At 60.8% G+C, this 22,521-nt stretch carries 21 protein-coding genes; 6 read left to right on the forward strand and 15 right to left on the reverse strand.

Annotated elements, in window-relative coordinates:
- The first annotated feature begins 13 nt into the window (after positions 1-13).
- Positions 14-925 (forward strand): M14 family metallopeptidase, encoded by a 912-nt coding sequence (locus AC1RNN_RS14165; RefSeq protein WP_493090010.1) that lies wholly within the window; start codon positions 14-16, stop codon positions 923-925.
- A gap of 21 nt (positions 926-946) precedes the next feature.
- On the opposite strand, the gene AC1RNN_RS14170 is transcribed toward AC1RNN_RS14165, so the two are convergent.
- The 3 genes from AC1RNN_RS14170 to AC1RNN_RS14180 all read right to left on the reverse strand — a co-directional run bounded on the left by AC1RNN_RS14170 (position 947) and on the right by AC1RNN_RS14180 (position 3,394).
- A complete protein-coding gene (locus AC1RNN_RS14170) occupies positions 947-2,095 on the reverse strand; it encodes a YbdK family carboxylate-amine ligase (RefSeq protein WP_493090009.1) in 1,149 nt (382 codons plus the stop codon).
- A gap of 256 nt (positions 2,096-2,351) precedes the next feature.
- The gene (gene udk / locus AC1RNN_RS14175) at positions 2,352-2,999 is read right to left on the reverse strand and encodes a uridine kinase (protein WP_493090008.1); all 648 of its coding nucleotides are present in this window, start codon (positions 2,997-2,999) and stop codon (positions 2,352-2,354) included.
- Between the two features lie 68 nt (positions 3,000-3,067).
- A complete protein-coding gene (locus tag AC1RNN_RS14180; RefSeq protein WP_493090007.1) occupies positions 3,068-3,394 on the reverse strand; it encodes a hypothetical protein in 327 nt (108 codons plus the stop codon).
- A 17-nt stretch (positions 3,395-3,411) separates the two neighbouring features.
- On the opposite strand from AC1RNN_RS14180, the gene AC1RNN_RS14185 reads away from it, so the two are divergent.
- The 3 genes from AC1RNN_RS14185 to AC1RNN_RS14195 all read left to right on the forward strand — a co-directional run bounded on the left by AC1RNN_RS14185 (position 3,412) and on the right by AC1RNN_RS14195 (position 6,620).
- On the forward strand, positions 3,412-4,902 hold the full coding sequence (locus tag AC1RNN_RS14185; RefSeq protein ID WP_493090006.1) for an RNB domain-containing ribonuclease: 1,491 nt from the start codon (positions 3,412-3,414) through the stop codon (positions 4,900-4,902).
- A gap of 30 nt (positions 4,903-4,932) precedes the next feature.
- Entirely contained in the window at positions 4,933-6,006 is a 1,074-nt protein-coding gene (locus AC1RNN_RS14190; protein ID WP_493090005.1) for a hypothetical protein, read from the forward strand.
- Between the two features lie 203 nt (positions 6,007-6,209).
- Positions 6,210-6,620 (forward strand): PRC-barrel domain-containing protein, encoded by a 411-nt coding sequence (locus AC1RNN_RS14195; RefSeq protein ID WP_493090004.1) that lies wholly within the window; start codon positions 6,210-6,212, stop codon positions 6,618-6,620.
- A 105-nt stretch (positions 6,621-6,725) separates the two neighbouring features.
- Here AC1RNN_RS14195 and AC1RNN_RS14200 read toward each other — a convergent pair whose 3' ends face one another.
- The 5 genes from AC1RNN_RS14200 to AC1RNN_RS14220 form a co-directional block, all read right to left on the reverse strand.
- Entirely contained in the window at positions 6,726-7,019 is a 294-nt protein-coding gene (locus AC1RNN_RS14200; protein ID WP_493090003.1) for a hypothetical protein, read from the reverse strand.
- A 24-nt stretch (positions 7,020-7,043) separates the two neighbouring features.
- Positions 7,044-7,844 carry a CPBP family glutamic-type intramembrane protease gene (locus AC1RNN_RS14205; protein WP_493090002.1) on the reverse strand — a complete coding sequence of 267 codons (801 nt, stop codon included), beginning with the start codon at positions 7,842-7,844 and terminating at the stop codon, positions 7,044-7,046.
- Positions 7,845-7,974: 130 nt separating this feature from the next.
- Positions 7,975-8,520 carry a DUF924 family protein gene (locus AC1RNN_RS14210; protein ID WP_493090001.1) on the reverse strand — a complete coding sequence of 182 codons (546 nt, stop codon included), beginning with the start codon at positions 8,518-8,520 and terminating at the stop codon, positions 7,975-7,977.
- Positions 8,521-8,604: 84 nt separating this feature from the next.
- Positions 8,605-11,310 (reverse strand): RNA-binding domain-containing protein, encoded by a 2,706-nt coding sequence (locus AC1RNN_RS14215; protein WP_493090000.1) that lies wholly within the window; start codon positions 11,308-11,310, stop codon positions 8,605-8,607.
- A 19-nt stretch (positions 11,311-11,329) separates the two neighbouring features.
- Complete coding sequence (locus AC1RNN_RS14220; protein WP_493089999.1) at positions 11,330-13,138, reverse strand: glutamine--tRNA ligase/YqeY domain fusion protein; 1,809 nt, start codon at positions 13,136-13,138, stop codon at positions 11,330-11,332.
- An 85-nt stretch (positions 13,139-13,223) separates the two neighbouring features.
- On the opposite strand from AC1RNN_RS14220, the gene AC1RNN_RS14225 reads away from it, so the two are divergent.
- Positions 13,224-14,153, forward strand: a complete 930-nt coding sequence (locus AC1RNN_RS14225; protein ID WP_493089998.1) for a sensor domain-containing diguanylate cyclase — start codon at positions 13,224-13,226, stop codon at positions 14,151-14,153.
- Here AC1RNN_RS14225 and AC1RNN_RS14230 read toward each other — a convergent pair.
- Together AC1RNN_RS14230 and AC1RNN_RS14235 are read right to left on the reverse strand one after the other, a co-directional pair.
- A complete protein-coding gene (locus AC1RNN_RS14230; RefSeq protein WP_493089997.1) occupies positions 14,134-15,012 on the reverse strand; it encodes a hypothetical protein in 879 nt (292 codons plus the stop codon). The two genes, AC1RNN_RS14225 and AC1RNN_RS14230, sit on opposite strands and share 20 nt — an antisense overlap.
- Positions 15,013-15,133: 121 nt before the next feature.
- Complete coding sequence (locus AC1RNN_RS14235; protein ID WP_493089996.1) at positions 15,134-16,087, reverse strand: glutaminase; 954 nt, start codon at positions 16,085-16,087, stop codon at positions 15,134-15,136.
- Between the two features lie 60 nt (positions 16,088-16,147).
- Between AC1RNN_RS14235 and AC1RNN_RS14240 the strand changes: the two genes are divergently transcribed.
- The gene (locus AC1RNN_RS14240; protein WP_493089995.1) at positions 16,148-17,260 is read left to right on the forward strand and encodes a DUF2157 domain-containing protein; all 1,113 of its coding nucleotides are present in this window, start codon (positions 16,148-16,150) and stop codon (positions 17,258-17,260) included.
- A 92-nt stretch (positions 17,261-17,352) separates the two neighbouring features.
- Here AC1RNN_RS14240 and AC1RNN_RS14245 read toward each other — a convergent pair whose 3' ends face one another.
- From AC1RNN_RS14245 to AC1RNN_RS14265, 5 genes are all read right to left on the reverse strand, one after another.
- On the reverse strand, positions 17,353-18,489 hold the full coding sequence (locus tag AC1RNN_RS14245) for a branched-chain amino acid ABC transporter substrate-binding protein (protein WP_493090046.1): 1,137 nt from the start codon (positions 18,487-18,489) through the stop codon (positions 17,353-17,355).
- Between the two features lie 219 nt (positions 18,490-18,708).
- Entirely contained in the window at positions 18,709-19,299 is a 591-nt protein-coding gene (locus tag AC1RNN_RS14250) for a hypothetical protein (protein WP_493089994.1), read from the reverse strand.
- Between the two features lie 34 nt (positions 19,300-19,333).
- Positions 19,334-20,497, reverse strand: a complete 1,164-nt coding sequence (locus tag AC1RNN_RS14255; protein WP_493089993.1) for a branched-chain amino acid ABC transporter substrate-binding protein — start codon at positions 20,495-20,497, stop codon at positions 19,334-19,336.
- A 120-nt stretch (positions 20,498-20,617) separates the two neighbouring features.
- Positions 20,618-21,451, reverse strand: a complete 834-nt coding sequence (locus AC1RNN_RS14260) for a LytR/AlgR family response regulator transcription factor (RefSeq protein ID WP_493089992.1) — start codon at positions 21,449-21,451, stop codon at positions 20,618-20,620.
- Positions 21,448-22,512 carry a sensor histidine kinase gene (locus AC1RNN_RS14265; RefSeq protein WP_493089991.1) on the reverse strand — a complete coding sequence of 355 codons (1,065 nt, stop codon included), beginning with the start codon at positions 22,510-22,512 and terminating at the stop codon, positions 21,448-21,450. The genes AC1RNN_RS14260 and AC1RNN_RS14265 overlap by 4 nt, the downstream gene beginning before the upstream one ends.
- Between the last annotated feature and the right edge of the window lie 9 nt (positions 22,513-22,521).

Consider the following 22,521-nt stretch of genomic DNA (forward strand, 5'->3'; position numbering starts at 1 on the left):
CTATAGTATTTTCATGAGCCTATCCCATTTTTACCCCATCGGTACCCCCGGCCAGCCCTGGGGCGATACCGAACGCGCCCAATGGCGCGCGCGCCAGCAGCGCCAGCGCAGCTATGCCGACGATGTGCTGCGCCGTGTGCAGGCGCTGGAAACCCTGCTGGATGTGTCCACCTACGGCGAGGTCGTATGCGGAAATGAGCGCTTCCCCCTCATGGCGCTGCGCAGCCGCCGCTGGAACCCGGCTTTGCCCGGCGTGCTGGTGACCGGTGGTGTCCACGGGTACGAGACCAGTGGCGTGCATGGTGCGTTGCAGTTTGTGCAGGCGCACTCGCAGGCGTGTGCGGGCCGTGTGAACCTGCTGGTGGCGCCCTGTGTGAGCCCCTGGGCGTACGAGCGCATCCAGCGCTGGAACCATGACGCGCTGGACCCCAACCGCAACTTCCGCGACAACAGCCCCGCGCAAGAGTCCGCCGCACTCATGCGCCTGGTGGCGCCACTGCGCGGCCAGTTTGCTGCCCATATCGACCTGCACGAGACCACCGACACCGACGAGAGCGAATACCGCCCCGCCGTGGCCGCGCGCGATGGCAAACCCTTCGAGTCCGGCACCATCCCCGACGGCTTCTACCTGGTGGACGACACCGGCAACCCCCAGCCCGAATTCCAGTCGGCCATCATCGCTGCGGTGGAGCGCGTGACCCACATCGCCCCCGCAGATGCGCAAGGCGGCATCATTGGCTCGCCGCTGGTGGCGCGTGGCGTCATCCACTACGACATGCAGGCACTCGGCCTGTGCGCCAGCATCAGCGGTGCACGCTACACCAGCACCACCGAGGTCTACCCCGACAGCCCCCGCGCCACGCCCGCACAGTGCATTGCGGCGCAGGTGGCTGCAGTGTGTGCGGCGGTCGAGTTTGTGGCCTGAGCGAGAGGCGCTTTAACCGCCTTACTGCAGCGGCGCAAACAGCTGCCGGCAGAGCTGGCGGGAGTTTTCGGCCAGGCCGTGCATGCCGTCGTTGTGGGGGTTGTTGGCGTGCAGCGTGTCGGCACGTACGCGGCGCATGACTTCGCAGTCCTGCACCAGCTCGCAATGCGACTTCAGCGCCAGCACCTGCCGCAGGTCGGCTTCGGATACCGGGGCGCGCGTGATCTCGTCCACCAGCTCGGCCAGCCATTGGCGCGCCGGCATCCACGAGCGGGTGTAGGGGTTGTAGAGCGTGGCGTCCATGCCGTCGCGGCAGGCCAGAAAGCGGCTCACGCGCTCCGCAGTGGATGGCGTGGTCTCAGGCGGCAGCTTGATTGTGCGGTTCAGCAGCAGTGATGCGCAGCCCCGGGTAAAGGCCGCCATGGCCACGCCCTTGTGCACCGACAGCGGTGTATCAAACACCCGCACCTCCACCGTGCCGAACTCCGGCTTGGGGCGCACGTCCCAGTACACATCCTTCAGCGACGCGGCCAGGCCCGCCGAGAAGATGTCGCCCATCACCACCTCAAACTCCAGCCAGTTGCGCATGCGGGGCATGCCGCCGCCGTGCGGGTAGACCAGCGATTCCAGCGGGCGCGATGCTGCAAAGCCCGTGTCTGCCAGTTGCAGGAAAGGCGATGCGGCCGAGATGGCAATGAACAGCGGCACCATGGCCTGCAGGCCATTGCCCAGCATGATGGCTTCGTCCGCGCTGGGCACGCCAATGTGCACATGCATGCCGTAGGTGGAGAAGCGCTTGGGCAGGAAGCCGTATTTGCTCTCCAGTTCCGTGGCGCGCTGCGTGGGTGCCATCACGCGTTCATTCCAGAACTGCGTGAGCTGCGTGCCGCCGCCGCGAATGTCCAGGCCCATGGTTTCGCCGATCTCGCGCAGCGTGCGCGAGAGTTGCACGATCTCTGCGCTCAGTGCATTGATGTCGGTGTGTACCGAAGAGTTGAGCTCCATGGTGGAGAGCGTGGCCTCCAGCGCGTAGCGCTCGGCATTGGCGTGGCCTTCGAGTGCATTGCGGAACTGCAGACTGGAGGGAGAGAGCTGCCCGGTCTGGATGTCGACGATCTGAAACTCCAGTTCCATGCCGATGGTCAACGCGTCTGAATGGGTGAATTGCATGGGTGTTCTCCTCAAAAGTTCCATTGAAAACACATGCCTTGCGGTCGGGGTGTCGAGATGTAAAAGCTGTGAGCTTCATCCCCGTTCTGGCACCGTTTTGGCGCCGAGGCATGCAAACCGTTACGGTTTTGTTTTTACAGGAATCAGGAAAAACGGCACGCGTATTTGCAAATAAGTCCGCGCAATGAATGGGGGCTTGCGCGAGCAGCTATCAAATCAGTAGCATTAATTCACCGCATATGGCGCGGTGCGGATATCAGCCGCGTTGCAGGTCGCGTATCAGCGTCTTCACTTTCGTCGTGATGATGTCCACCGCAGGGCCGTTTGCGCCGTGCGGAAGGATCACATCGGCGCGGCGCTTGGTGGGTTCGATGAACTGCTTGTGCGAGGGGCGCACCGTGTCCATGTACTGCTTGATTACGCTCTCTGCGCTGCGCCCGCGCTCGGCCATGTCGCGCTGCAGGCGGCGGATGAAGCGCACATCGGCCGCCGTGTCCACAAAGATCTTCAGCGACATCATCTTGCGCAGGTCCGCGTCATACAGCGCAAACAAGCCTTCAATCACGATCACCGGCGCCGGCTTCACGGTAATGGTCTTGCTGGAGCGGTTGTCCTGCGTGAAGTCATACACCGGCATCTCAATCGGCTCACCGCTGCTCAGGGCTCGCACATGCTGCACCATCAGCGGCCAGTCAAACGCATCGGGGTGGTCATAGTTGGTCTGGCGCCGCACCTCGGGCGTCAAGTGGGTCTGGTCGCAGTAGTAGTCGTCCTGCATCACGACCGACACCATCTCCGTCCCGATGGAGGCCAGCACCTCGCGCGTCACGGTCGATTTGCCACTGCCGCTGCCACCTGCGACGCCGATCACAAAGGGTTTGTAGTGGTTGTGGGTGGTGCTCATGCGATCTCCGGTTCCAGGCAGGCAAAGCCCGCGATCTTACAAGCCAGGGCGTACGAGGCCCGAAGGGTTCAGGCCTGCCAGACGCCAAACCCCGCCGAGCGCAGATCAATGCCCACCTCGATCTCTTTGTCCACCGCATCGTCATAGCGCATGGGGTTGAAGGCCTCGTACAGGTCCGGCAGCAGGCGCAAACCATACTGTTGCACAAAACGGTTGGCCTGAATACCGGCCTTGTGCTTGTCAAAGCGCACATCCGGGTCCAGCCCCGTCATCCCCACATACACACAGGGCTTGCCCTCCACATAGCCCGGGTTGCCCTTGCGAAAGCGCGGCTCCAGCAGCACATCTTTCGAGAGTTCAATCACATACACATGGTGGCGGGGGCGGCGGGCCATGGGCGTATATTGGCATGATGCACAAGCACACGGACTCCCACGGCCATTCCCGAACGCACCACCGCAGCGATCTGGTTCGCATCGCCATCCACGCCATGCGCGAGCGCGGCCTGCTGCCCGAGTTCTCGGCGGAGGTCACGCAGCAACTGGCCAGCATCACTGCCACGGGTGACAGCACCGACCCCGCCATCCGCGACCTCACCAGCTTGCTGTGGTGCTCCATCGATAACGACGACTCCCTGGACCTGGACCAACTCACCGTGTCCGAGGCCCTGCCCAACGGCAGTGTGCGCCTGTGGGTGGCCATTGCCGATGTGGACGCCCTGGTGCCGCGCGACAGCCCCATCGACCAGCACGCCAGCACCAACACCACCTCGGTCTACACGTCCGCGCGCATCTTCCCGATGTTGCCCGAGCGCCTGTCTACCGATCTGACATCCCTCAACCCCCACGAGGTTCGCCTCGCCATGGTGACCGAGATGGTGTTTCATGCCGATGGCGCGTTGGCTGGCTCCACCATCTACCGCGCCCGCGTGCGCAACCAGGCCAAGCTGGCGTATGACGCCGTCAGCGCCTGGCTTAATGGCACGGGGGAGCTGCCCCAGGCCGCGGCCGCCGTGCCCGGCATGGACGCCCAGCTGCGCATGCAAGACGCGCTGGCCCAGCAACTGCGCGCGCGCCGCCACAACGTGGGCGCACTGGAATTTGAGAGCTTTCAGCCCCGCGTCACCTTTGATGGCGAGCGCGTGTCCGACATCGCGCTACAAGCCCACAACCGCGCGCGGCAACTCATCGAAGAAGTCATGATCGCCACCAACACCTGCACCGCCCGTTACCTGGCGGTGCGCGGCGTGGCGTCATTGCGCCGCGTCGTGCGCTCACCCGAGCGCTGGCTGCGCATCGTGGGCGTGGCGCAGGAATATGGCGAGGTCTTGCCGCAGGTACCCAACTCGCGCGCGCTGGAAGAGTTTTTGGCCCGTCGCCGCCGGGCCGACCCGCTGCGTTTTCCCGACCTGTCGCTGGTTATCGTCAAGCTCATGGGGCGCGGCGAATACGTGTTGGAAACACCGGGCGCTGAGCCCGTGGGCCACTTTGGCCTGGCCGTGACCGACTACACCCACTCCACCGCGCCCAACCGCCGCTTCCCCGACCTCATCACCGCGCGCCTGCTCAAAGCCACACTGGCCCACCAGCCGCCGCCATATTCCAACGCCGAGCTGGCCGAACTGGCCCAGCACTGCACCCGGCAAGAAGACGCTGCACAAAAGGTGGAGCGGCATATGCGCAAGTCCGAAGCCGCGCTGCTGCTCGAAACCCGCATCGGCCAGCGCTTTGACGCCATCGTCACCGGCAACTCCCCCGAAGGCATGTGGGTGCGCCTGCTCAACCCACCCGCCGAAGGCAAGCTGCTGCGCAGCGACAAGTCCGTGCGCGTGGGCGAGAAGCTGCGCGTACGATTGGTCGCCACCAATGTGGAACGCGGGTTTATTGACTTTGAGGCGGCCTAGAGGCGCGCGCACCCAGGAGGCAAGACACCTATGGAATGGCAGCAGATGCTCGATACCTTCGCCCGCATGCCCGCCGAGGAGCGGCAGGCCTGGTGGCGCGTGGCCGCGGGGCTACTGGGCCTGGTCGTGGCTCTGCTATGGCTGGAGAGCAGGTATTTCAAACGCAGCCTGCGCGTAGGTAGCTGGGTTGCGGTGCGCCTGGTGTCTGCCATTGCGGTGCCGCTCACCTTTGCCTCCGTCTGGGGGCCATCGCGTGCCATTGGCGGGCCAGAGGCGCTGGGCGTCTTCTTGCTCACGCTGTTCACGCTGGCGCCCGTGGTCTGGTTTGGCAGCCACGCGCTAGCGGGCCGCTGGGTGCGGCCCGCGCTGTCGCGTGCGGAAAGCCTGGGCCTGGCAATGAGCGGCCTGGCCATCGTGGCCATCCCCGCCATGGCCTTCGTCATGGCGCAAGGCCCCCTGAGCGCCGCCTCTTACGACATCAGCCAACGCCGTGAGCTGCCGGCAGACAACCTGCCGCTGGAGCACACGGTGCAGCCCGTGCAGCGCTACATGCTTGCGGGCGTAGGCCTCGTGTACTCGCAATCCCTGCTGGCCGCGCCAGACACGCGCCTGGTGCGCGTAGAGCAGCGCCAGGGCGGCCAGTGGCCCACGGACCGCAATATCGCCCACCCCATGTACTGCACCAACGGCAACGATCTGCACCTGCTGTGGTCCGCCTCCGAGCAGCCGCCTTACCTGCGCCTGCACTGGGCCCAGTCCAACGGCGCCATCGTCAAGGCCGAGTTCACCCCGCACATGCCTGCGGAAGGCACCACCGCTGCGCCACCATTCACCTTTGATTTCCGCCCCGATGGGGTTGACCCCGTCGCCCCCATCCCGCGCGAACGCGCCTACCTTGTCCTCACCAAAGAAGGCCTCACGCCCTACACCCAGATGCTGGGCAGCCCGCCAGAGGCTGGCGAGGTGCGTAGCACCGACTGCGTGATGACCGGCTTCAAACGCTGGACCCACACAGAGGGCTGGTCCGTCCAGTCCATAGGCCTGAATTTTTATCTGCCCACTGGCGGCGGCACCATGCACAGTTTGATAGAGAAGCCACAGTGAAATTGGCTTTCGGCCCCCGTGAAATGTGCGCAAGCAGCTACTAAAAACGTAGCAAAACCGTCACCGCAACGCTAGAAAGGAAACGGCCGCAGCAGCGTGTGTGCGGTGGCTTACAGACGCGCGGGCGTTGCAGGAGGAAGCTTGAGTCCTCTGCCCGGGCCCCGGGTGGTCGACCAATGATTCAACGCTTTGAAAGGCACACCATGAATTATCAAGAGCAAGACACCTTTGGCATGTACCGCAACAGCAAGGGCCCCGGCCCGCACCTGATGGGTGCCAACACACTGGACGGCAACGACGTCTACAACAAGCAGGATGAAGACCTGGGCGACATCAAGGAAATCATGCTGGACGTGCCTAGCGGCCGCGTGGCCTATGCGGTGCTGTCGTTTGGCGGTTTTTTGGGCATGGGCGACAAACTGTTTGCCGTGCCATGGAACGCACTGGCGCTGGACACCGTGAACAAGCGCTTCGTACTGGACGTCAGCAAGAAGCGCCTGGAACAAGCCCCGGGCTTTGACAAAGACGCATGGCCCGACATGGCCGACGCCAAGTGGGCGAAAGAAGTCCACGCCTACTACGGCGTGACACCGTACTCTGACGGCTTGATGTAAGCCCGGCCCAGATGGCCTTCACCTCGGGTGGGTGAAGGTTGGGCTCTAGAGGCTATTCAATAGAGAATTGGCTTCTAGCCCCCGTGGAATGTGCGCAAGCAGCTACTAAAAGCGTAGCGATCCTGTCGCCAGCAACCGCGCATTCACCTCCATCACATCAGGCTGCGTGAACACCATGTTGTGCTGGTGTGTCAGCGGCCCGCCGCCGGGCTCCATGGCGCCAGTGGCGTCGTAGCCCATGGCCTTGAACTTCCAGACTGCGCCTATGCGCTTGAGCGAGCCTACGTGGGCGCCATCGGCCGTATGCACGGCCAGTACATCGGCGTTGACCGGCAGCAGGTGCAGCGGGCCGGTGACCGGGCCATCGGGCAGGTGGATGTAGGTGGGCGTGATGGGCATGGTGAATTCTCGTACGCGCCAAGCCTAAGCGCCCGGCTGGCCCCAAAGCAAGGTGCTGCCGCCCAGCAGGCCCAAGCCAAACAGCGTCCAGTCGTTGATGATGTGGGCGCCGGTAGAGACCCACAGGTTCTTGGTCATGATCCACGGCAGCGTCAGCACCAGGCGGGCGGTGCCGATGATGGCCAGGCACTGGGCCACATTCCATCCATAGGTGGGCAGGTGGATCAGCCCGAACAGCACCGCAGACACCAGCCATGCACCCACCAGCGCCACCTTGCGGCTGGCGCCAAAGCGCTGGGTGAACAGCGCCATCAGCGCCAGAAAGGGCAGGATGGTGATCAGCTCCTCGCCCAGCAGCTGCGGCGCCATGTTGGCAAAGATGGCCAAGCGCGCCCAGGTGCTGGCGGACTGCAACGCCGCCACGCCGGGGTTGGGCGCCTCGGCCGCCAAGGACTGGAGCGCCAGGCCGACCATCACAGTCACCCCGATATTGAGCATTGCAAACAAGAACACCCACAACACATCGCGCCCAGACACCTTGGCAAACAAACGCGTCCAATGCGCCGGGGCCACCCACCGCAAGGCCCAAAGGGGAATCACAACGATCAGCACGGCCGGCACCACCTTGCCCACCGGGGCCCACGGCCAAGCGATGGGGAGTGCTACCGCCAGCAAACCCGCCACCACTGCCACCATCAGCAGCAGCCACTGCAACCCCGTGATGCGGGCGGGCTGGTCGTTGAAGAACGGAAACTCGCGCCCCGGCCGCTCTAGCCAGCCAAAACGGTCTGCTGCCAACGGTGGCTGCGCGGGAGGGTTTTGCATGGCAAGCGCTGGTGGCTAAGTGGTGGATTTTGGGGCGGGGCTGCTTGCATTATGAGAGAAAAGTGGCCATAGCCCTCGTGGAATATGCGCGAGCAGCTACCAAAAGAGTAGCAAACCTGCTGCCGAAAACCTAAAACGAAGACCCCGGTTCGCTCAGGAAAGCCAGCTCCTCGGGCGTGGACGTGCGGCCCAAGAGTGCGTTGCGGTGGGGGTAGCGGCCGAAGCGGTCGATGATGGCTTTGTGGCGCAGCTCGTAGTCCAGGTTGTATTCCATGCCCGGCTGCGAAAACAGGGCCACGGCCTGCGCGTGCACCAGCGCGGACTCGCTGTGCATATAGGGCATGTAGGCAAAGATGCGCTGCTCCACGGGCAAGCTGCGGTCCTGCCCGCTGGCTACCAGCTCCTGCGCCAACACCAGCGCCAGCGCGTCCAGCGCAAAAGCGCGCGGCGTGTCGCGGTACACGTTTCGGGAGAACTGGTCCAGCACGATGATTTCGGCCAGCCGCCCCTCAGGCGTCGCGCGCCACGCAAACAACTCGCACCGCGCCGCTGCCTCCAGCGTGTCACCAAACTGCGCGCGAATCGTTTCGTCCAGCGCGGCGTCTTTGACGAAGTGCTGCTTGGGGGTTAGTTCTTCGAACCAGAAGTGGAGGAGTCTTGATCGGTCAAAAGTCAATTTTGCAAAAATTTAATGTTTAGATTTGCAGATAGTAAATGCTCATCTGCCGTTATCGAAGAGCAAATGTTTTGCATCAGAAAATTAAGAAGAATAGTTTTTCACAAATTGATTTACAGTTCTTGCTGCAATTTCAAAAGGTCTCAATGTTTTTAGATTTGAAGGGGCTTTCGAAATGGCTGACTTACAATCTCTAGCGGCCTTCTGCAGTAAATTATATTCACGTGTTGTCATCTCTTTACCATCTTTTAGAGAAATAGATTCCATTTCCTGAAGTACGACTGGAAGGCGGACAAACACTTGATATCTAGCATCGCCGCGATCGATGGCTGCCAATTGATTATCAAGAGCATTTATCAATTCAGGCATAGAGTTGTTTAGTCTTTGATCTAGATTCCATATACTGTCATGCGTCTGATAAAGGTACTCTTGCCAAGTAGCATCCCATGTTAAATCGGATTTTTCGGATCTGGCCTTAGAAAGATCTTCCGCTGCAGACTTTAGCTGTGTCTTAACATGCTCCCAATCTTCTCGTTTATTTTGGGCGGAAGCTGACAAGATTCGGCTATGCGCTCGGTTGATCATCCAGTCCGACTTTTCACCAGCTCCAGCTTCTATTGCGTTTGAACATACTTCAATGGCTGTTTCATAAAAATGCAAATCAGACTCGACTTCGTACCAGAGTTGAAAGAATTTCAATTTACGTTGCCCATTTTCATGGGCTTTTTTGAATTCTCTCCGACATTCAATACTCTTCGATGCCCCTAGTTTTGATAATGCTCTGGCGCGCATGAACAGCAAATCAGAGTTACTTCCTCCAAGTTTTCCTAAAACTTCATCCACAGTCTTTAAAGCTTGGTCAGGATTTCCTGCGCTAATCAGAGCCATGGCTTGGTTTATGGCCGCTCCCACGAGTTGTGAGTTTTCTCGTTGATTCTTCGGCTTAAATCTTTTTTGCTTAATTTCTTCGCTATAACTCGTGAATCCTGGTACGAGTTCTGGGCCAAGTGAGACAACCAAGTCACGAGTGGTATTTGAAACTTTGAAGCGCGGTTGATTTGCAATGGAGGGTGCGGATATTAAGAATAAAGACTGCAACTCATTGACGCAGTCCGTTAAGGTAATATCAGAATAGCCAGTGGTGTTCTTAATTTCTGCAAAGGAGCACTCGCTAAGAATGGCTGCAGTTATAAGTACTTTTTTTGCTTCTGCACTTAATTGAACAACTTCTCGTTTTAGTGCAGCATTTCTAACCTCTATACCCAAGTTGCCTTTCCATTTTGCAATTGCATCGACGGCCGATATGCCTGTCTTTATAAGGCGAAGCAGCGACTCAGTGTAAAGCGGCGATCCCTGCGAAGCCTCGCGCAACCTCTCCACTTGCTTTTCTGGAAAGCTAGCTATGCTTAATCTCTCTTCCCAAGATCTAATTAATTTTGCATAGTCGTCTGCATTAAGGCCCTGAATTTCTATTGCGGTTGAAGAAGATGCGGTTGCATTTTTTCTCGTGGTGAATAGAAACCTAGATCCGGAGCCTGCCAGTTGTTGACATACTTCTATGCAGCGTTTTTGTTCATTTATGTCGAGACTGTCTAGATCGTCAATTACTATAAAGGAGGGAATTGTATTTGTGAGGGTTTTAAGAAATTTTGGAAGTTTTTCATCAGACACTTCATTTATTTCTTCTGAGGTGGCTCCAAGTTCTTCTGCTATTTCTCGAAATAATTCTGAGCTATTTGAGAAGCTAGCCATTGCCACTTCTTCAAATTGATTTTCAAGTGCGCGAAATTGATATTTTTTTGCAGTGAACCAAAGAACGGCCTCTGCGTTACCAAGATGCTCTTTTGCAACGTCATAGGCAAATTCGAATGCGACGGATGTTTTTCCGAGTCCGCCCTCGCCCGCAAGTACTCTGACGCAAGAAAAATCATCAGACAGCCATAGGAATAGTTTTTCTAATACTTCATGGCGTCCAATAAGTTTTTGACAGATAAAGCTTCTGTCTGGCAAGTTGTTGGGCAAAAATTTAATTGGACCAATTGCTTTTTCAATGCATGTATATGGGTTGGTTCGATTTCCAAAAAGTGTTTTCCAGTGTAATGGGGTGCTTACTGGAACAGTATTGTCGCCATCTCTTATGAAATACTGCTCTTGGTTGAAAATGCTCTTTCCTTCAAAGGCTGCATTTTTTTTGCATGCCACTGGATCAGTAGTACCTCTTTTGGGAATCTGTACGATCACAATCTCGCGGGATTCATTTTTATAGTCAATTGCAAATTTTTGACTTTGTAATTCAATTGGAGCGGTGAAATATTCGCGACAAAGATCTCGTAGTTTCTTTGAGTCGATTTCATCTAATGTTTCATGTTTGGGTAAGATTAATGAATCCTTTTCCAGTTCTTCTGCGCCAAACACAAGATATCCGCCATAGGTGTTGTGAAAGGCTTGAATGTGTTTGATTGTTTTGAGGATTTCTTTGGTTGATTTTGGTATATCTCTTTTGTAGTCAACTAGGAATCCTTCAATGGGCAGAAATCCATATTGATCGTATATCGCTTCGAAAATAGATTTGTCTAGAGTTCCCAGTTCAATTTTTTTGGATAGCTGCTGTTTTGCATCGCTTAGGTTACGTGTATATGTTGGTGTTGATTTAATATCAGCCGACGAAGTCGTTGGTACTCTTGAGTTTTCTTTTTTTCTTGATCCAGAAACTAGATTTTTGATTGCTTGTTCAATTTCAGGATTTATTATTTTTCTTGTTATTGGAATAGCTTTGTTTTCAGATTTCATTGTCTCCTCCCCTTAACCTTTATTTACCCCAAGAGTCCTTCAACCCCACCGCCAAGTTAAACACCGGCTTGCCCGCCGCGTGATCCACCCGATCCGCCACAAAGTACCCATGCCGTTCAAACTGGAACTTCTGATCCGGCGCGGCGTTGGCCAATGAAGGCTCCACGATCGCGGTGACCACCTTCAGGCTATTGGGGTTCAGGCTGTCCAGGAAGTCCTTGCCGCCCGCGTCGGGCTGGGCGTCGCTGAACAGGCGGTCGTACATGCGCACTTCGGCGTTCACGCCGTCGGCCACGCCCACCCAGGTGATGGCGGCTTTCACCTTCACGGTGTCGGCGCCGGGGGTGCCGCTCTTGGTGTCGGGCACCACGGTGGCCAGCACTTCGGTGATGACGCCATTGGCGTCCTTGTTGGCGCCGGTGCACTCGATCACGTAGCCGCCCTTCAGGCGCACCTTGTTGCCGGGGAACAGGCGCTTGTAGCCCTTGGGGGGCACTTCTTCAAAGTCTTCGCGCTCGATCCACACCTCTTTGCCGATGGTGAAGTGGCGCACCGGGCTTTCCAAGCCTTCGGGCGGGTGGGGCAGGGCGGGCAGGGTGCAGGGCTCCAGGTGGCCGGCGCCCATCACTTCGTCCCAGTTGGTGAGCACCAGCTTGACGGGATTGATGACAGCCATGCCGCGGTGGGCCTTGGCTTCCAGGTCTTCGCGCAGGCAGCCTTCCAGGGTGCTGTAGTCGATCCAGCTGTCGCTCTTGGTCACGCCAATGCGGTCGGCAAAGAGTTGCAGGCTCTCGGGCGTGTAGCCGCGGCGGCGCAGGCCGACGATGGTGGGCATGCGGGGGTCGTCCCAGCCGTCCACCTTCTTGTCGTACACCAGTTGCGCCAGCTTGCGCTTGCTGGTGATGACGTAGGTGAGGTTCAGGCGCGCAAATTCATATTGCTTGGGCGCCGGGTTGGCCAGCAGGCCGCCTTCACACAGGCGGTCCATCAGCCAGTCGTAAAACGGGCGCTGGTCTTCAAACTCCAGCGTGCAGATGCTGTGGGTGATCTGCTCCAGCGCGTCCTCAATAGGGTGCGCAAAGGTGTACATGGGGTAGATGCACCAGGTGTCGCCCGTGTTGTGGTGCGTGGCGCGGCGGATGCGGTAGATGGCCGGGTCGCGCATATTGATGTTAGGGCTAGCCATGTCGATCTTGGCGCGCAGGACCATGCTGCCGTCTTCATGCTTGCCATCGCGCATTTCGCGGAAGCGGGCCAGGTTCTCGGCGGGCGTGCGGGCGCGGAAGGGGCTGTCCACACCGGGCTTGGAAAAGTCGCCACGGTTGGCGCGCATTTGCTCGGTGGTTTGCTCGTCCACATAGGCGTGGCCGGCCTCGATGAGGTATTCCGCCGCGCGGTACATGAAGCCGAAGTAGTCGCTGGCCTGGTAGGGGGCGGCGTTGGCGCTGCCGTTCCAGTCAAAGCCCAGCCATTTCACCGCGTCGATGATGGAGTTGACGTATTCGGTGTCTTCCTTCTCGGGGTTGGTGTCGTCAAAGCGCAGGTGGCAGATGCCGCCGTAGTCGCGCGCCAGGCCAAAGTTGATGCAGATGCTCTTGGCGTGGCCGATGTGCAGGTAGCCGTTGGGCTCGGGCGGAAAACGGGTGCGGATCTTGGCGGGGTCGGGCTGGCCGGCGGCGTGGTGGGCGGCGTCGCCGGGGGTGCCAGCCCAGCGGCGGGCGGCGTAGGTGCCTTTTTCCAGATCGTTTTCGATGATCTGGCGCAGAAAGTTGCTGACTTTGGGCGTTTCGGGGGCGTTGGCGGGGGATGCAGGGGTATTGGCGCTCATGACAACGATTCTAGACGGGGGGCACCGGCTTACTTACACTGGGGACTAAACCATTTCACCGCTTCTGCCGGAGGTCCGCAGCCCCATGCCGTCCCAGTCCGCTAAAGACCATGTACAGCATGTGGCCCGGCTCTATGAGCAGACGCCATTGCTGGTGGCGCTGTTTGATACCACCGACACCCTGCGCTACGCCAACCCGGCGTTTCGCCAGGCGCTGGGCATTGGCAATTGCCCCCCGATGACCTGGCTGGCCATGATGCGCAAGAGCTACAACGAGGGCGTGGGCACGGCCATCCAGACCTCGGACATTGATGCCTGGCTGGCCTCTGCCCAGTCGCGCCGGGGCAAGCTGCCGTTTCGCGGCTTTGAGTCCGACCTGACCGATGGCCGCTGGATCTACATGACCGAGACGGTGGACGACCAGGGCTGGATGCTCTGCGTGGCGTTTGACATTACCGCCATGCGCACCAGCGAGCGCGCGCTGCGCCTGGCACGCGACGGGGCGCTGCGTGCTGCGCAGACCGATGCGCTCACCGGCATCAGCAACCGCGCCCACATCCTGCAGCAGCTAGACCAGCGGCTGGACCAGTTGCGCATGGCGGGCCAGCCCTGTGGCGTGGTGATGTTGGACTTGGACCACTTCAAGCGCGTGAACGACACGCACGGCCACCACGCGGGCGACCTGGTGCTGACGCACTTTGCCCGGCTGGTGGCCAGCACGCTGCGCCGCGAGGACGGCTTTGGCCGCCTGGGCGGGGAGGAGTTCATGCTGCTGTTCCCCAACATCGAGGCTGCAGCGCTCACGCAGATCGTGCAGCGGGTGCTGGAGATGGTGCGCATGTCTGCGCCGCTGCCGGAGGTGCCGGACTTTGGCTACACCTGCTCTGCGGGCCTGGCCATGCTGGCGCCGGAGCTGGATGCGATAGAGAACATCCGCCGGGCCGACCGTGCGGCCTACACAGCCAAGGCCAACGGCCGCAACCGGCTGGAGTGGGCTACTTCGGAAGCGCGTTGACGTCCAGCCACAGGGCTTTGCGGCCCAGCGGTGTTTCGGGCGGGAGCAGCGGGTTGGTCAGCGCGATGGAGGTGCGCCCGCGCAGGTTGGCGCGTTTGATGACATCGCCAAAGCGCTCAAAGAACAGCACGTCAAAGCTGCCATCGGCCTGGGCCTTGTTGAGCCCGATTTCAATGGCCTGGGCCAGCGCGGTGTCCTTCTTGTTGACAAAGTAGTAGATGGCGGCGGGGTAGTGCAGCAGCACGCGCTCTTCCACCACCAGCTGTTGTTTGCCGGCCAGGCCAGTTTCGTCCCAGATTTCGAGGATGGAGCGGGGGAAGTAGTCAAACCGCCCGGCCTGCAGCATGGGGAACAGGCCGTCGTAGGCGGTGCTGGTGGTCACGCGCAGGTTGTTGGCGCGCAGGATGTCGGTGTCGGGCCAGTCGTGGCCCTGGCCAGCTGCAAAGGCGCGCATGTCTTCCAGGGTCTTGACGTTGTTGAGGATGCCCTTGTTCTGTTCGCGCACAAAGGCTATGCGGTAGCCGAACAGGCCCTTGTCGATGGGGATGCGCACGGGCAGGAGCTGGTCTTCGCGCTCTTTGGACGTCATGCTCCAAACGATGTTGACACCCGTGCCGGCGGCCAGCCGGCCCAGCGCCGCACCCTGCGGCATGGGCCGGGGGTAGGGGCGCACCTCGTACTCCACGCCGGATTTTTTCAGCGCCAGCTCCAGCAGGCGCACTGGGTATTCCAGGCGGCTGTCGGCCTCGGGGATTTCGCGGGAGTAGAAGACAGAAAACTTCTCTGCCTGTGCGGACCAGCTGGCTAGCAGGAGAAGGCATGCAGTGGCGGCCTGCAGTGTCGATGAGTAAAGGGACATACGGCCCCCTCTTTCCAACGTCTTTGACGTTTCCAACGCTTTATGACTCCCCGGGTCTTCTTGTTTTGCGACTGTTATGTTTCGCATGGTACTCGGCCACCATGCATTGGCAAGTTTCTGCTCAGGCCTGCCAGCCGGTGTGCTGCACCAGGCGCTCCAGCGCAAAGGCGCCGAGCACCGAATTGCCCTTGGCATCCAGCTCCGGCGCCCAGACGGCAATGGTGCCCACGCCGGGCGCAATGGCCACAATGCCGCCGCCCACGCCGGTTTTGACCGGCAGGCCAATGCGGTAGGCAAAGTCGCCCGCCGCGTCGTAGGCGCCGCAGGTGAGCATGAGGGCGTTGACGCGGCGCGCGTCGTCCGCGCTGAGGAACTGTTCATCCGGCCGACCATCGCGGCCCAGGTCGCGCCCGCTGTTGGCCAGGAACATGGTGGCCTGGGCGAGCTGGGCGCAGCTCATTTCGGTGGCGCACTGTCGGCAATAGTTGTCCAGCACCAGCTCGGGCTCGTTCACAAAGTTGCCATAGCTCTTCATGAAGTAGGCCAGGGCCATGTTGCGGTGCGCGGTGTCGCGCTCGGATTTGGCGATGCGCGCGTTCCAGCTCAGGTCGGGGTCGTCGGTCAGGCGACGCAAGGCGCCCAGTAGCGCGTAGTCCAGGTGGGCGTAGCGGGTGGTGAGTATGTCTGTGATAACCAGGGCACCGGCGTTGATGAAGGGGTTGCGCGGGATGCCTTTTTCGGTTTCCAGCTGAACCATGGAGTTGAAGGCGGCGCCCGAGGGCTCGCGGCCCACGCGCTGCCACAGTTCGTTGCCCACGGTCTTGAGCGCCAGCACAAAGGTGAAGAGTTTGGTGATGCTTTGCAGCGAGAACGGCGTTTGCGCATCGCCCACCTGGAAGGTCTGTCCGTTGACCAGCGCGATGGCCATGCCGAACTGCTGCGGCGCCACCTCGGCCAGCGCAGGGATGTAGCTGGCCACGCGGCCCTGGCCAAAGAGCTTGCGTGCGTCGGCATGGATTTCCGCCAGCACGGCGGGCAGGGCAGATGCGGAGGCCAGAGGCATAGGGGTTTGCATGGGCGGATTCTAGGAGCCTGCCTGTGGTACATATGCGCCAAACCACAGCAGGTATGCACCATGCACATCAAAGACTTTACGGACACCGCCAATCAGGTGGTGGAACTGCGTCTGGAAGACCTGAAAGAGGCCGCCCGCGAGGGGCTGGTCAGTGAGACACAAGCGGAGGCCCTGTGGCAACGCTGGAGCCACGGTGGCGCAGGGCGGGGTGCCGTGTCGGGCCCTGTGGTGGCGGGGCCGCGCTTTGGCTTTGTGAATGTGCTCTATTACTTTGGCGGGCTGGTAGCCATAGGCGCCATGAGCCTGTTCATGACGCTGGGCTTCCAGTCGTTGGGTGCCGGGGCGCTGCTGGCGATTGCGCTGGCCTACATGGTGGCCTGCCTCAAGGTGGCGGACCACTTCAAGGCGCGCGGGTTATTTGTGCCTGCGGGGCTGCTGGCGACGCTGGCGGTGGTGCTGGTGTCGCTGATTGCCTGGAGCGCGCAGAGCGTGGCCGGCTTGTGGCCACCGGGTGGTTCAGCCGATTTTTCTGCGTACCACACGCGCATTGACTGGCGCTGGCTCACGCTGGAGTTCGCCACGCTGGCGGCGGGCGTGGTCATGCTGTGGCGCTACCGCCTGCCTTTCATGGTGATGCCGCTGGCCGTGACGCTTTGGTACATGAACATGGATGTGGCCAACGGCCTGCTCAATGACCAGCGCTGGGATTGGGAGTTCACGCGTGATGTGTCGCTGGTGTTTGGCATCGGCACGGTGGCTATTGCGATGTGGGTGGATGTGCGCAGCCGCCTCTCGCGCAATGTGGAGTGGCGCCAGGACTTTGCCTTCTGGCTCTACATCTTCGGCACGCTCATGTTCTGGGGCGGCCTGAGCCTGCGCGATTCCGATTCGCAGTGGGGCAAGCTGGCCTATGCCGGCATCAATGTAGCGCTGGTGCTGGTGGGCGCGGCCATCGGGCGGCGGGTGTTTACGGTGTTTGGCGCGCTGGGCGTGGCTTTTTACCTGGGGTACCTGTCGCACCAGGTGTTCCGCGACAGCTTGCTCTTCCCGCTGGCGCTCACGCTGCTGGGCTTGGGGCTGGTGGCGCTGGGCGTGTGGTGGCAACGGCACGAGGTGGCCATTGCTGCGCGGCTGGCGCGCTATGTGCCGGCGGGCTTGCAGCCGCGCAGTTGATCGCGGGCAAGCGGGCATAAAAAAAGCGCACTGCATGCAGTGCGCTTTTTGCTGGCTGGGCCACTCGCGTGGCCCAAGACAGGGGTTGTGATTTAGCGGATCACAGCCAGGTCGGTCAGCTTGCCGCCCTTGACGGTCTTCAGGGTCAGAGCGCCGTTCAGGATGTCGCCCTTGTTGTCAAAGGAGATGTTGCCGGTCACGCCCTTGTAGTCCTTGGTAGCAGCCAGGACAGGCAGGTACTTGGCGGGGTCGGAAGAACCGGCCTTGACCATGGCAGCAACCATGACCTTCACGCCGTCGTACACGTAGGGTGCGTACACTTGAACGTCAGCATTGAACTTGGCCTTGAACTTCTTCTTGAAGTCTTCCATGCCAACCTTTTGTTGACCTTCCACGCCACCGGCTTCAGCGCAGTAGACTTGGTTGTCAGCAATGGCGTCGCCGCCCAGCTTCACGAGTTCGGTGGAGCAGATGCCGTCACCGCCCATGAACTTGGCGTTGATGCCCAGGGACTTCATTTGACGCAGCATGGGGCCGGCAACGGCGTCCATACCGCCGAAGAACACGACGTCAGCCTTCTTGCCCTTGATGGTGGTCAGGATGGCGTTGAAGTCGGTAGCCTTGTCGGTGGTGAATTCCTTGGCAACCACGGTGCCGCCAGCGGCTTCCACAGCCTTGGCAAATTCTTGAGCCACGCCTTGGCCGTAAGCAGTACGGTCGTCGATCACGGCGATGGCCTTGCCCTTCAGTTCCTTCACAGCGTACTTGCCCAGGGTGCCACCCAGTTGGGTGTCGTCAGCCACCAGACGGAAGGCGGTCTTGAAGCCTTGGCGGGTGTACTTGGGGTTGGTAGCGGAGGGGGAGATCTGGGGGATGCCAGCTTCGCTGTAGATGGAGGAAGCGGGGATGGTGGTACCGGAGTTCAGGTGACCGACAACGCCGGACACTTTGGCGTCAGCCAGCTTTTGAGCGACGGCGGTGCCTTGCTTGGGGTCAGCAGCATCGTCTTCGGTCATCAGCTTGATGGTGACTTTCTTGCCACCGATGGTCACGCCAGCAGCGTTCAGTTCTTCCACGGCCAGGATGGCGCCGTTTTCGTTGTCTTTGCCCAAGTGGGCAATCGCGCCGCTGGTGGGGCCGACGTGGGCGATGGTAACGACCGCGTTTTGGGCGAAGGCCATGCCGGTAGACAGTGCCAGAGCAGCAGCAGCAACGATTTTCATCTTCATCATAAGAACTCCAGGTTAAAAAAGCGTGAATGTATCTCCACGGGGTCGAACAGTAGCGCAAGTCCAAGGCACTGGATATGAGGCTTGTACTTAGGCTTGTCTACTATTCAAAGATCTAATGATGCATGAATTTGATTACTCCCAAAAGCGGGATTTCTAGGGGGAAACCCGTATCCATTTGGTGCCTGCGACGCGCCTGTGCACAGTGCTGGTGCCTGCTTACTGCAGCAACGTTTGGGCGAATGCGTTGATGGATTCGACGTCCGGTTTGAGTGCCGTGTAGTGCAGTCCCTCGTGGACCAGCAGGGCGCGCAGGCCGCGGTCCACTTCGCGGGCCTGGTCCTCGTCCTGGAAGCGGCCGGTGTGCACGTATTTCTTTTCGCCGCGCTCGACAAACACGTTGATGTTGTCATGCTGGCGGTACCACTCGAGGATCTGCGCGCGCGTCTTGGCCACGTCGCAGATGTTCTCGGGGTAGTTCGCGTTGTAGTAGAGCACCTGTGGCAGCGAGCATTCGGTGATGAGGAACTGCACCTGCCCGTCGAGCAGGTTGAGCATCTCGTACTGGCGCTGGGCAATGAAGTACTGGTTCTTCAGCACTTCATAGTTTTGTTGCCAGACCAGGGACTTGGCAAAGTCGGGGATGGTTTCCGCCGTCTTGTTGTGCAGGTGCAGGTACAGGACGATGGCCGCGGAGAACAGGGATTTGTCGCTGCCAGGCCCACCGATGATGTTGATGACCTTGGTGGGGTACAGGCGCATCTTGCTCTCTGGCAGGGTGTTGGGCACTGTGGTGTAACGCAAGGTCATGGCTTGTCTCCTAGGTGGCCTGGTTGGCGCGGGCTTACCAGTTGTCGGAGCGCATCTGCGATTCCCAGAGCCCGCCATTGGCACTGTACACGCCGATCACGCCGTAGCGCTGTTCGCCCTGCGCATCCCATTTCATGGACCCGGTTACTGGTGCGTAGCCGTCGATCTTGCGCAGCATGGCCACGATGTCCTTGGGCTTGGCGGATTCCGCGCGACGGATGGCTGCGGCCAGCACGTACATGGCGTCGTAGGTGTAGTGGCCGGCGTAGGCGGGATCGATCTTGTACTTGGCGCGGTACTTGTCCAGGAAGGCGCCGCCGGCGGTGAACTCGCGTGCCTCCAGGCTGGGGGAGGTGGCGTACAGGCCGTTGACCATGCCGCTGCCCTTGAGCATGAGCGTGGTCTTGATCGTGTCGCCGCCCAGTATCTTGACGTTGGTGTAGCTCACGGCCTTGAGGGCTTCCATGAGCGCCAGCACCTGGAAGTCGTTCAGCGTGGTGACGATGATTTCGACGCCCCCTGCCTTGATCTTTTGCGCCAGTTCATCGAACTTGGTGGTCTTGTCGTCCAGCGATTGCTGGAGCACGATTTCCTTCTTGCCGGCCTTGAGTTGGGTGCCGGCTCCTGCGGCCAGGTCCTTGCCGTAGGGCGTGCCGTCGTCGAGCAGGGCCACCTTGGTGCCCACGAACTGGGAGGCGGAATAGCTGCCAATGGCTTTGGCTTGCAGGGTGTCGTTACCCACCAGTCGGAAGGTGGTATCGAAGCCCAGCTGGGTGAACTTGGGGTTGGTGCAGATGCAGAGCTCGGGGATGCCCTTTTCGGCGTAGATCGGGGCGGCAGCAATGCTCACGCCCGAGTTCAGGTGGCCAATGACGGCCACGACGCCGGCGTCGACCAGCTGCTTGGCTACTTCCTTGCCGGTCTCCGCGTTGGCGCGGTCGTCCACGGCAATGACCTCAATCGTCACGGGCTTGCCCTTGACCTTGAAGCCTTCCTTGTTGATTTCCTCCACAGCCAGATTGACGCCGTTGAGCAAGTCCTGGCCCAACGCGGCAAGGTTGCCGGTGAGGGGCTGGGCTACGCCAATCTTGATGACGGAGGGAGTGGAGTCGCAGCCCTGGATCAGCAGGGTGCTGGAAACAACAGCAGACACGGCCAGCAGGCTTAGGGTGCGGCGGCGCAGGAGATTCAGTTGCATCTTGGGTTCCTAGTAAGGAGAAGTGGTGGATTGTAGGGAGCTACCTACGCAACCCCCATGCCACACAGCCTGTGGTTTACCCTAGCGGCCGCATACCGGCCGGGCCGCTGCGTCCGCGTGCTACATGGCTTTGAAGCGGTGCGCGTACAGCCGGCTTACGGGCAGTTTCTCACTGCGGTGGTGCAGGGTGAGGCTCAGGCGGCCGGCTTCGTCGCGGCTCACACTGCGGATGGCCGCAGCCCGCACCACGGTGCCGCGGTGGGTTTGCCAGAACTGGTGGGCGTCGAGCTGGGGCAGCAGTTCCTTGAGCGGGGTGCGCAGCAGGTATTCGTGCGTGGCGGTCAGCACGCGCAGGTACTTGTCGGCTGCCTCCAGATAGATCACCTCCGCCACGGGCACCAGGTGGATGCTGTTGCCCACGCTGGCCTGCAGCACCTCCAGCGGTGCGGCTGGTGCGGCGGCAGCGGGTTGGGCCAGCAGGCCGCGCAGCTGGGCCAGAGTGGCGTCCAGCGTCTGCTGCGGGTTTGCTATGGTTTCTGTAGCTGTTTGCGCACGTTTGGCGAGGGCTAGCTGCAGTTTTGCCACGGTTTTCTGCAGGCGCTGGGGCTGCACGGGCTTGAGCAGGTAGTCCACCGCCTCGGCCTCGAAGGCCTGTACGGCGTACTGGTCGTAGGCCGTGACAAACACCAGGGCGGGGAAGGGGCGTGCCTGTGGGCCATCGGCAGGCCAGGCGTCGGCCAGCTCGGCGGCGGCTTCCAGACCACCCAGGCCGGGCATGCGGATATCGAAAAACAGCACATCGGGTTGCAACTCCAGCGCAGCCTCCACGGCGGAAGCACCGTCGCCCACCGTGCGCAGCACCTGCAATTCGGGCCAGGCGCGCGCCAGTTCGGCCTGCAGGGCCTGGGCCAGCAGGGGCTCGTCTTCGGCCATGAGTGCCGTGAAGCCTGTCATGGTTTCAAGGGAAAAGTGATGCTGACCCGCGTTCCTTCTGCGCGGGCAGCTACTATTTTGATAGTAGCCAGCGTGCCGAAGGCCGTGGCCAGGCGCTCGCGCACCTGCTGCAGGCCGAAGCCGCTGCCTGCCTGTGGTGGGGTGGCGGGCGTGGGGTCCATGCCCAGGCCGGTGTCGTCCACCTCCAGGCACAACAGGGTGCCTTGCTGGCTGGCACGCAGGGTGATGCGGCCGCCCTCCACCTTGGGCTCCAGCCCATGCTGGATGCTGTTTTCCACCAGCGGCTGCAGCAACAGCGGCGGCACGGGCTGGCTGGCCAGCGCCTCGGGCAGCTCCAGCGCGAACTGCAGGCGCGGCCCCATGCGAATGGCCATGAGCTCCAGGTAGTCCTGCAGGCGGGCAAATTCGTCGCGCAGGGTGTGCGGGCGGCTGGTGTCGGCGCGCGAGGCGCTCAGCGTCGCGCGCAGATAGGCAATCATGTGGTCCAGCATGGTCTGGGCGCGCTGCGGGTCCACGGCAATGAGGGCGCGCAGATTGGCCAGCGTGTTGAACAGCATATGCGGCTCCAACTGCGCCTCCAGCAGCTTGAGCCGTGCCTCGGCCGCCTGGTGGCCTGCTTCGGTCATCTTGCGCTGCAGGTAGGCGCTCTTGTTGAGCGTGTAGAAATAGTAGGTGCCTGCGATGCCGGCGGTCAGCGTGATGAGGATGCTGTTGCGCAGGTCCACGGCACGGTCGGGGATGGGGTAGCCGGCGTACCAGTTAAAGGTGCGGCAGAGCTGGTCGGCGATGAAGTTGCCGATGAAGTAGCCCCCCACGATACCGCCCGCCATCAGCGATACGCCTGCAAAACCAGTCGGCCAGCCCGTTTCTGCGGCCGAGGGGAACAGGTGGCGCCCCAGGTCGATGATGGCCCAGATGAAAGTGCCTATGGCCAGCGAATAGGCCAAGAGCGGGGCGTAGGGTTTCTCGGGCTGGAAGGCGTACTGCAGCGCGGCAATGGCCAAGCAGAAGGCCCAGGTCTGCAGCAGGTGCTGCAGCTTGTTGATGCCGTCCCAGCGCATGGCGGCAGC

This window comes from Rhodoferax sp. GW822-FHT02D07, from assembly GCF_058802405.1.

Coding starts and splice junctions, on each gene's coding strand:
- AC1RNN_RS14185 (WP_493090006.1), top strand. CDS start 3,412: ATGCACAAGCACACGGACTCCCACGGCCATTCCCGAACGCACCACCGC.
- AC1RNN_RS14250 (WP_493089994.1), bottom strand. CDS start 19,299: ATGACCTTGCGTTACACCACAGTGCCCAACACCCTGCCAGAGAGCAAG.
- AC1RNN_RS14205 (WP_493090002.1), bottom strand. CDS start 7,844: ATGCAAAACCCTCCCGCGCAGCCACCGTTGGCAGCAGACCGTTTTGGC.
- AC1RNN_RS14260 (WP_493089992.1), bottom strand. CDS start 21,451: ATGACAGGCTTCACGGCACTCATGGCCGAAGACGAGCCCCTGCTGGCC.
- udk (WP_493090008.1), bottom strand. CDS start 2,999: ATGAGCACCACCCACAACCACTACAAACCCTTTGTGATCGGCGTCGCA.
- AC1RNN_RS14265 (WP_493089991.1), bottom strand. CDS start 22,512: ATGCGCTGGGACGGCATCAACAAGCTGCAGCACCTGCTGCAGACCTGG.
- AC1RNN_RS14165 (WP_493090010.1), top strand. CDS start 14: ATGAGCCTATCCCATTTTTACCCCATCGGTACCCCCGGCCAGCCCTGG.
- AC1RNN_RS14235 (WP_493089996.1), bottom strand. CDS start 16,087: ATGCAAACCCCTATGCCTCTGGCCTCCGCATCTGCCCTGCCCGCCGTG.
- AC1RNN_RS14200 (WP_493090003.1), bottom strand. CDS start 7,019: ATGCCCATCACGCCCACCTACATCCACCTGCCCGATGGCCCGGTCACC.
- AC1RNN_RS14230 (WP_493089997.1), bottom strand. CDS start 15,012: ATGTCCCTTTACTCATCGACACTGCAGGCCGCCACTGCATGCCTTCTC.
- AC1RNN_RS14170 (WP_493090009.1), bottom strand. CDS start 2,095: ATGCAATTCACCCATTCAGACGCGTTGACCATCGGCATGGAACTGGAG.
- AC1RNN_RS14245 (WP_493090046.1), bottom strand. CDS start 18,489: ATGAAGATGAAAATCGTTGCTGCTGCTGCTCTGGCACTGTCTACCGGC.
- AC1RNN_RS14180 (WP_493090007.1), bottom strand. CDS start 3,394: ATGGCCCGCCGCCCCCGCCACCATGTGTATGTGATTGAACTCTCGAAA.
- AC1RNN_RS14220 (WP_493089999.1), bottom strand. CDS start 13,138: ATGAGCGCCAATACCCCTGCATCCCCCGCCAACGCCCCCGAAACGCCC.
- AC1RNN_RS14190 (WP_493090005.1), top strand. CDS start 4,933: ATGGAATGGCAGCAGATGCTCGATACCTTCGCCCGCATGCCCGCCGAG.
- AC1RNN_RS14240 (WP_493089995.1), top strand. CDS start 16,148: ATGCACATCAAAGACTTTACGGACACCGCCAATCAGGTGGTGGAACTG.
- AC1RNN_RS14225 (WP_493089998.1), top strand. CDS start 13,224: ATGCCGTCCCAGTCCGCTAAAGACCATGTACAGCATGTGGCCCGGCTC.
- AC1RNN_RS14255 (WP_493089993.1), bottom strand. CDS start 20,497: ATGCAACTGAATCTCCTGCGCCGCCGCACCCTAAGCCTGCTGGCCGTG.
- AC1RNN_RS14195 (WP_493090004.1), top strand. CDS start 6,210: ATGAATTATCAAGAGCAAGACACCTTTGGCATGTACCGCAACAGCAAG.
- AC1RNN_RS14215 (WP_493090000.1), bottom strand. CDS start 11,310: ATGAAATCTGAAAACAAAGCTATTCCAATAACAAGAAAAATAATAAAT.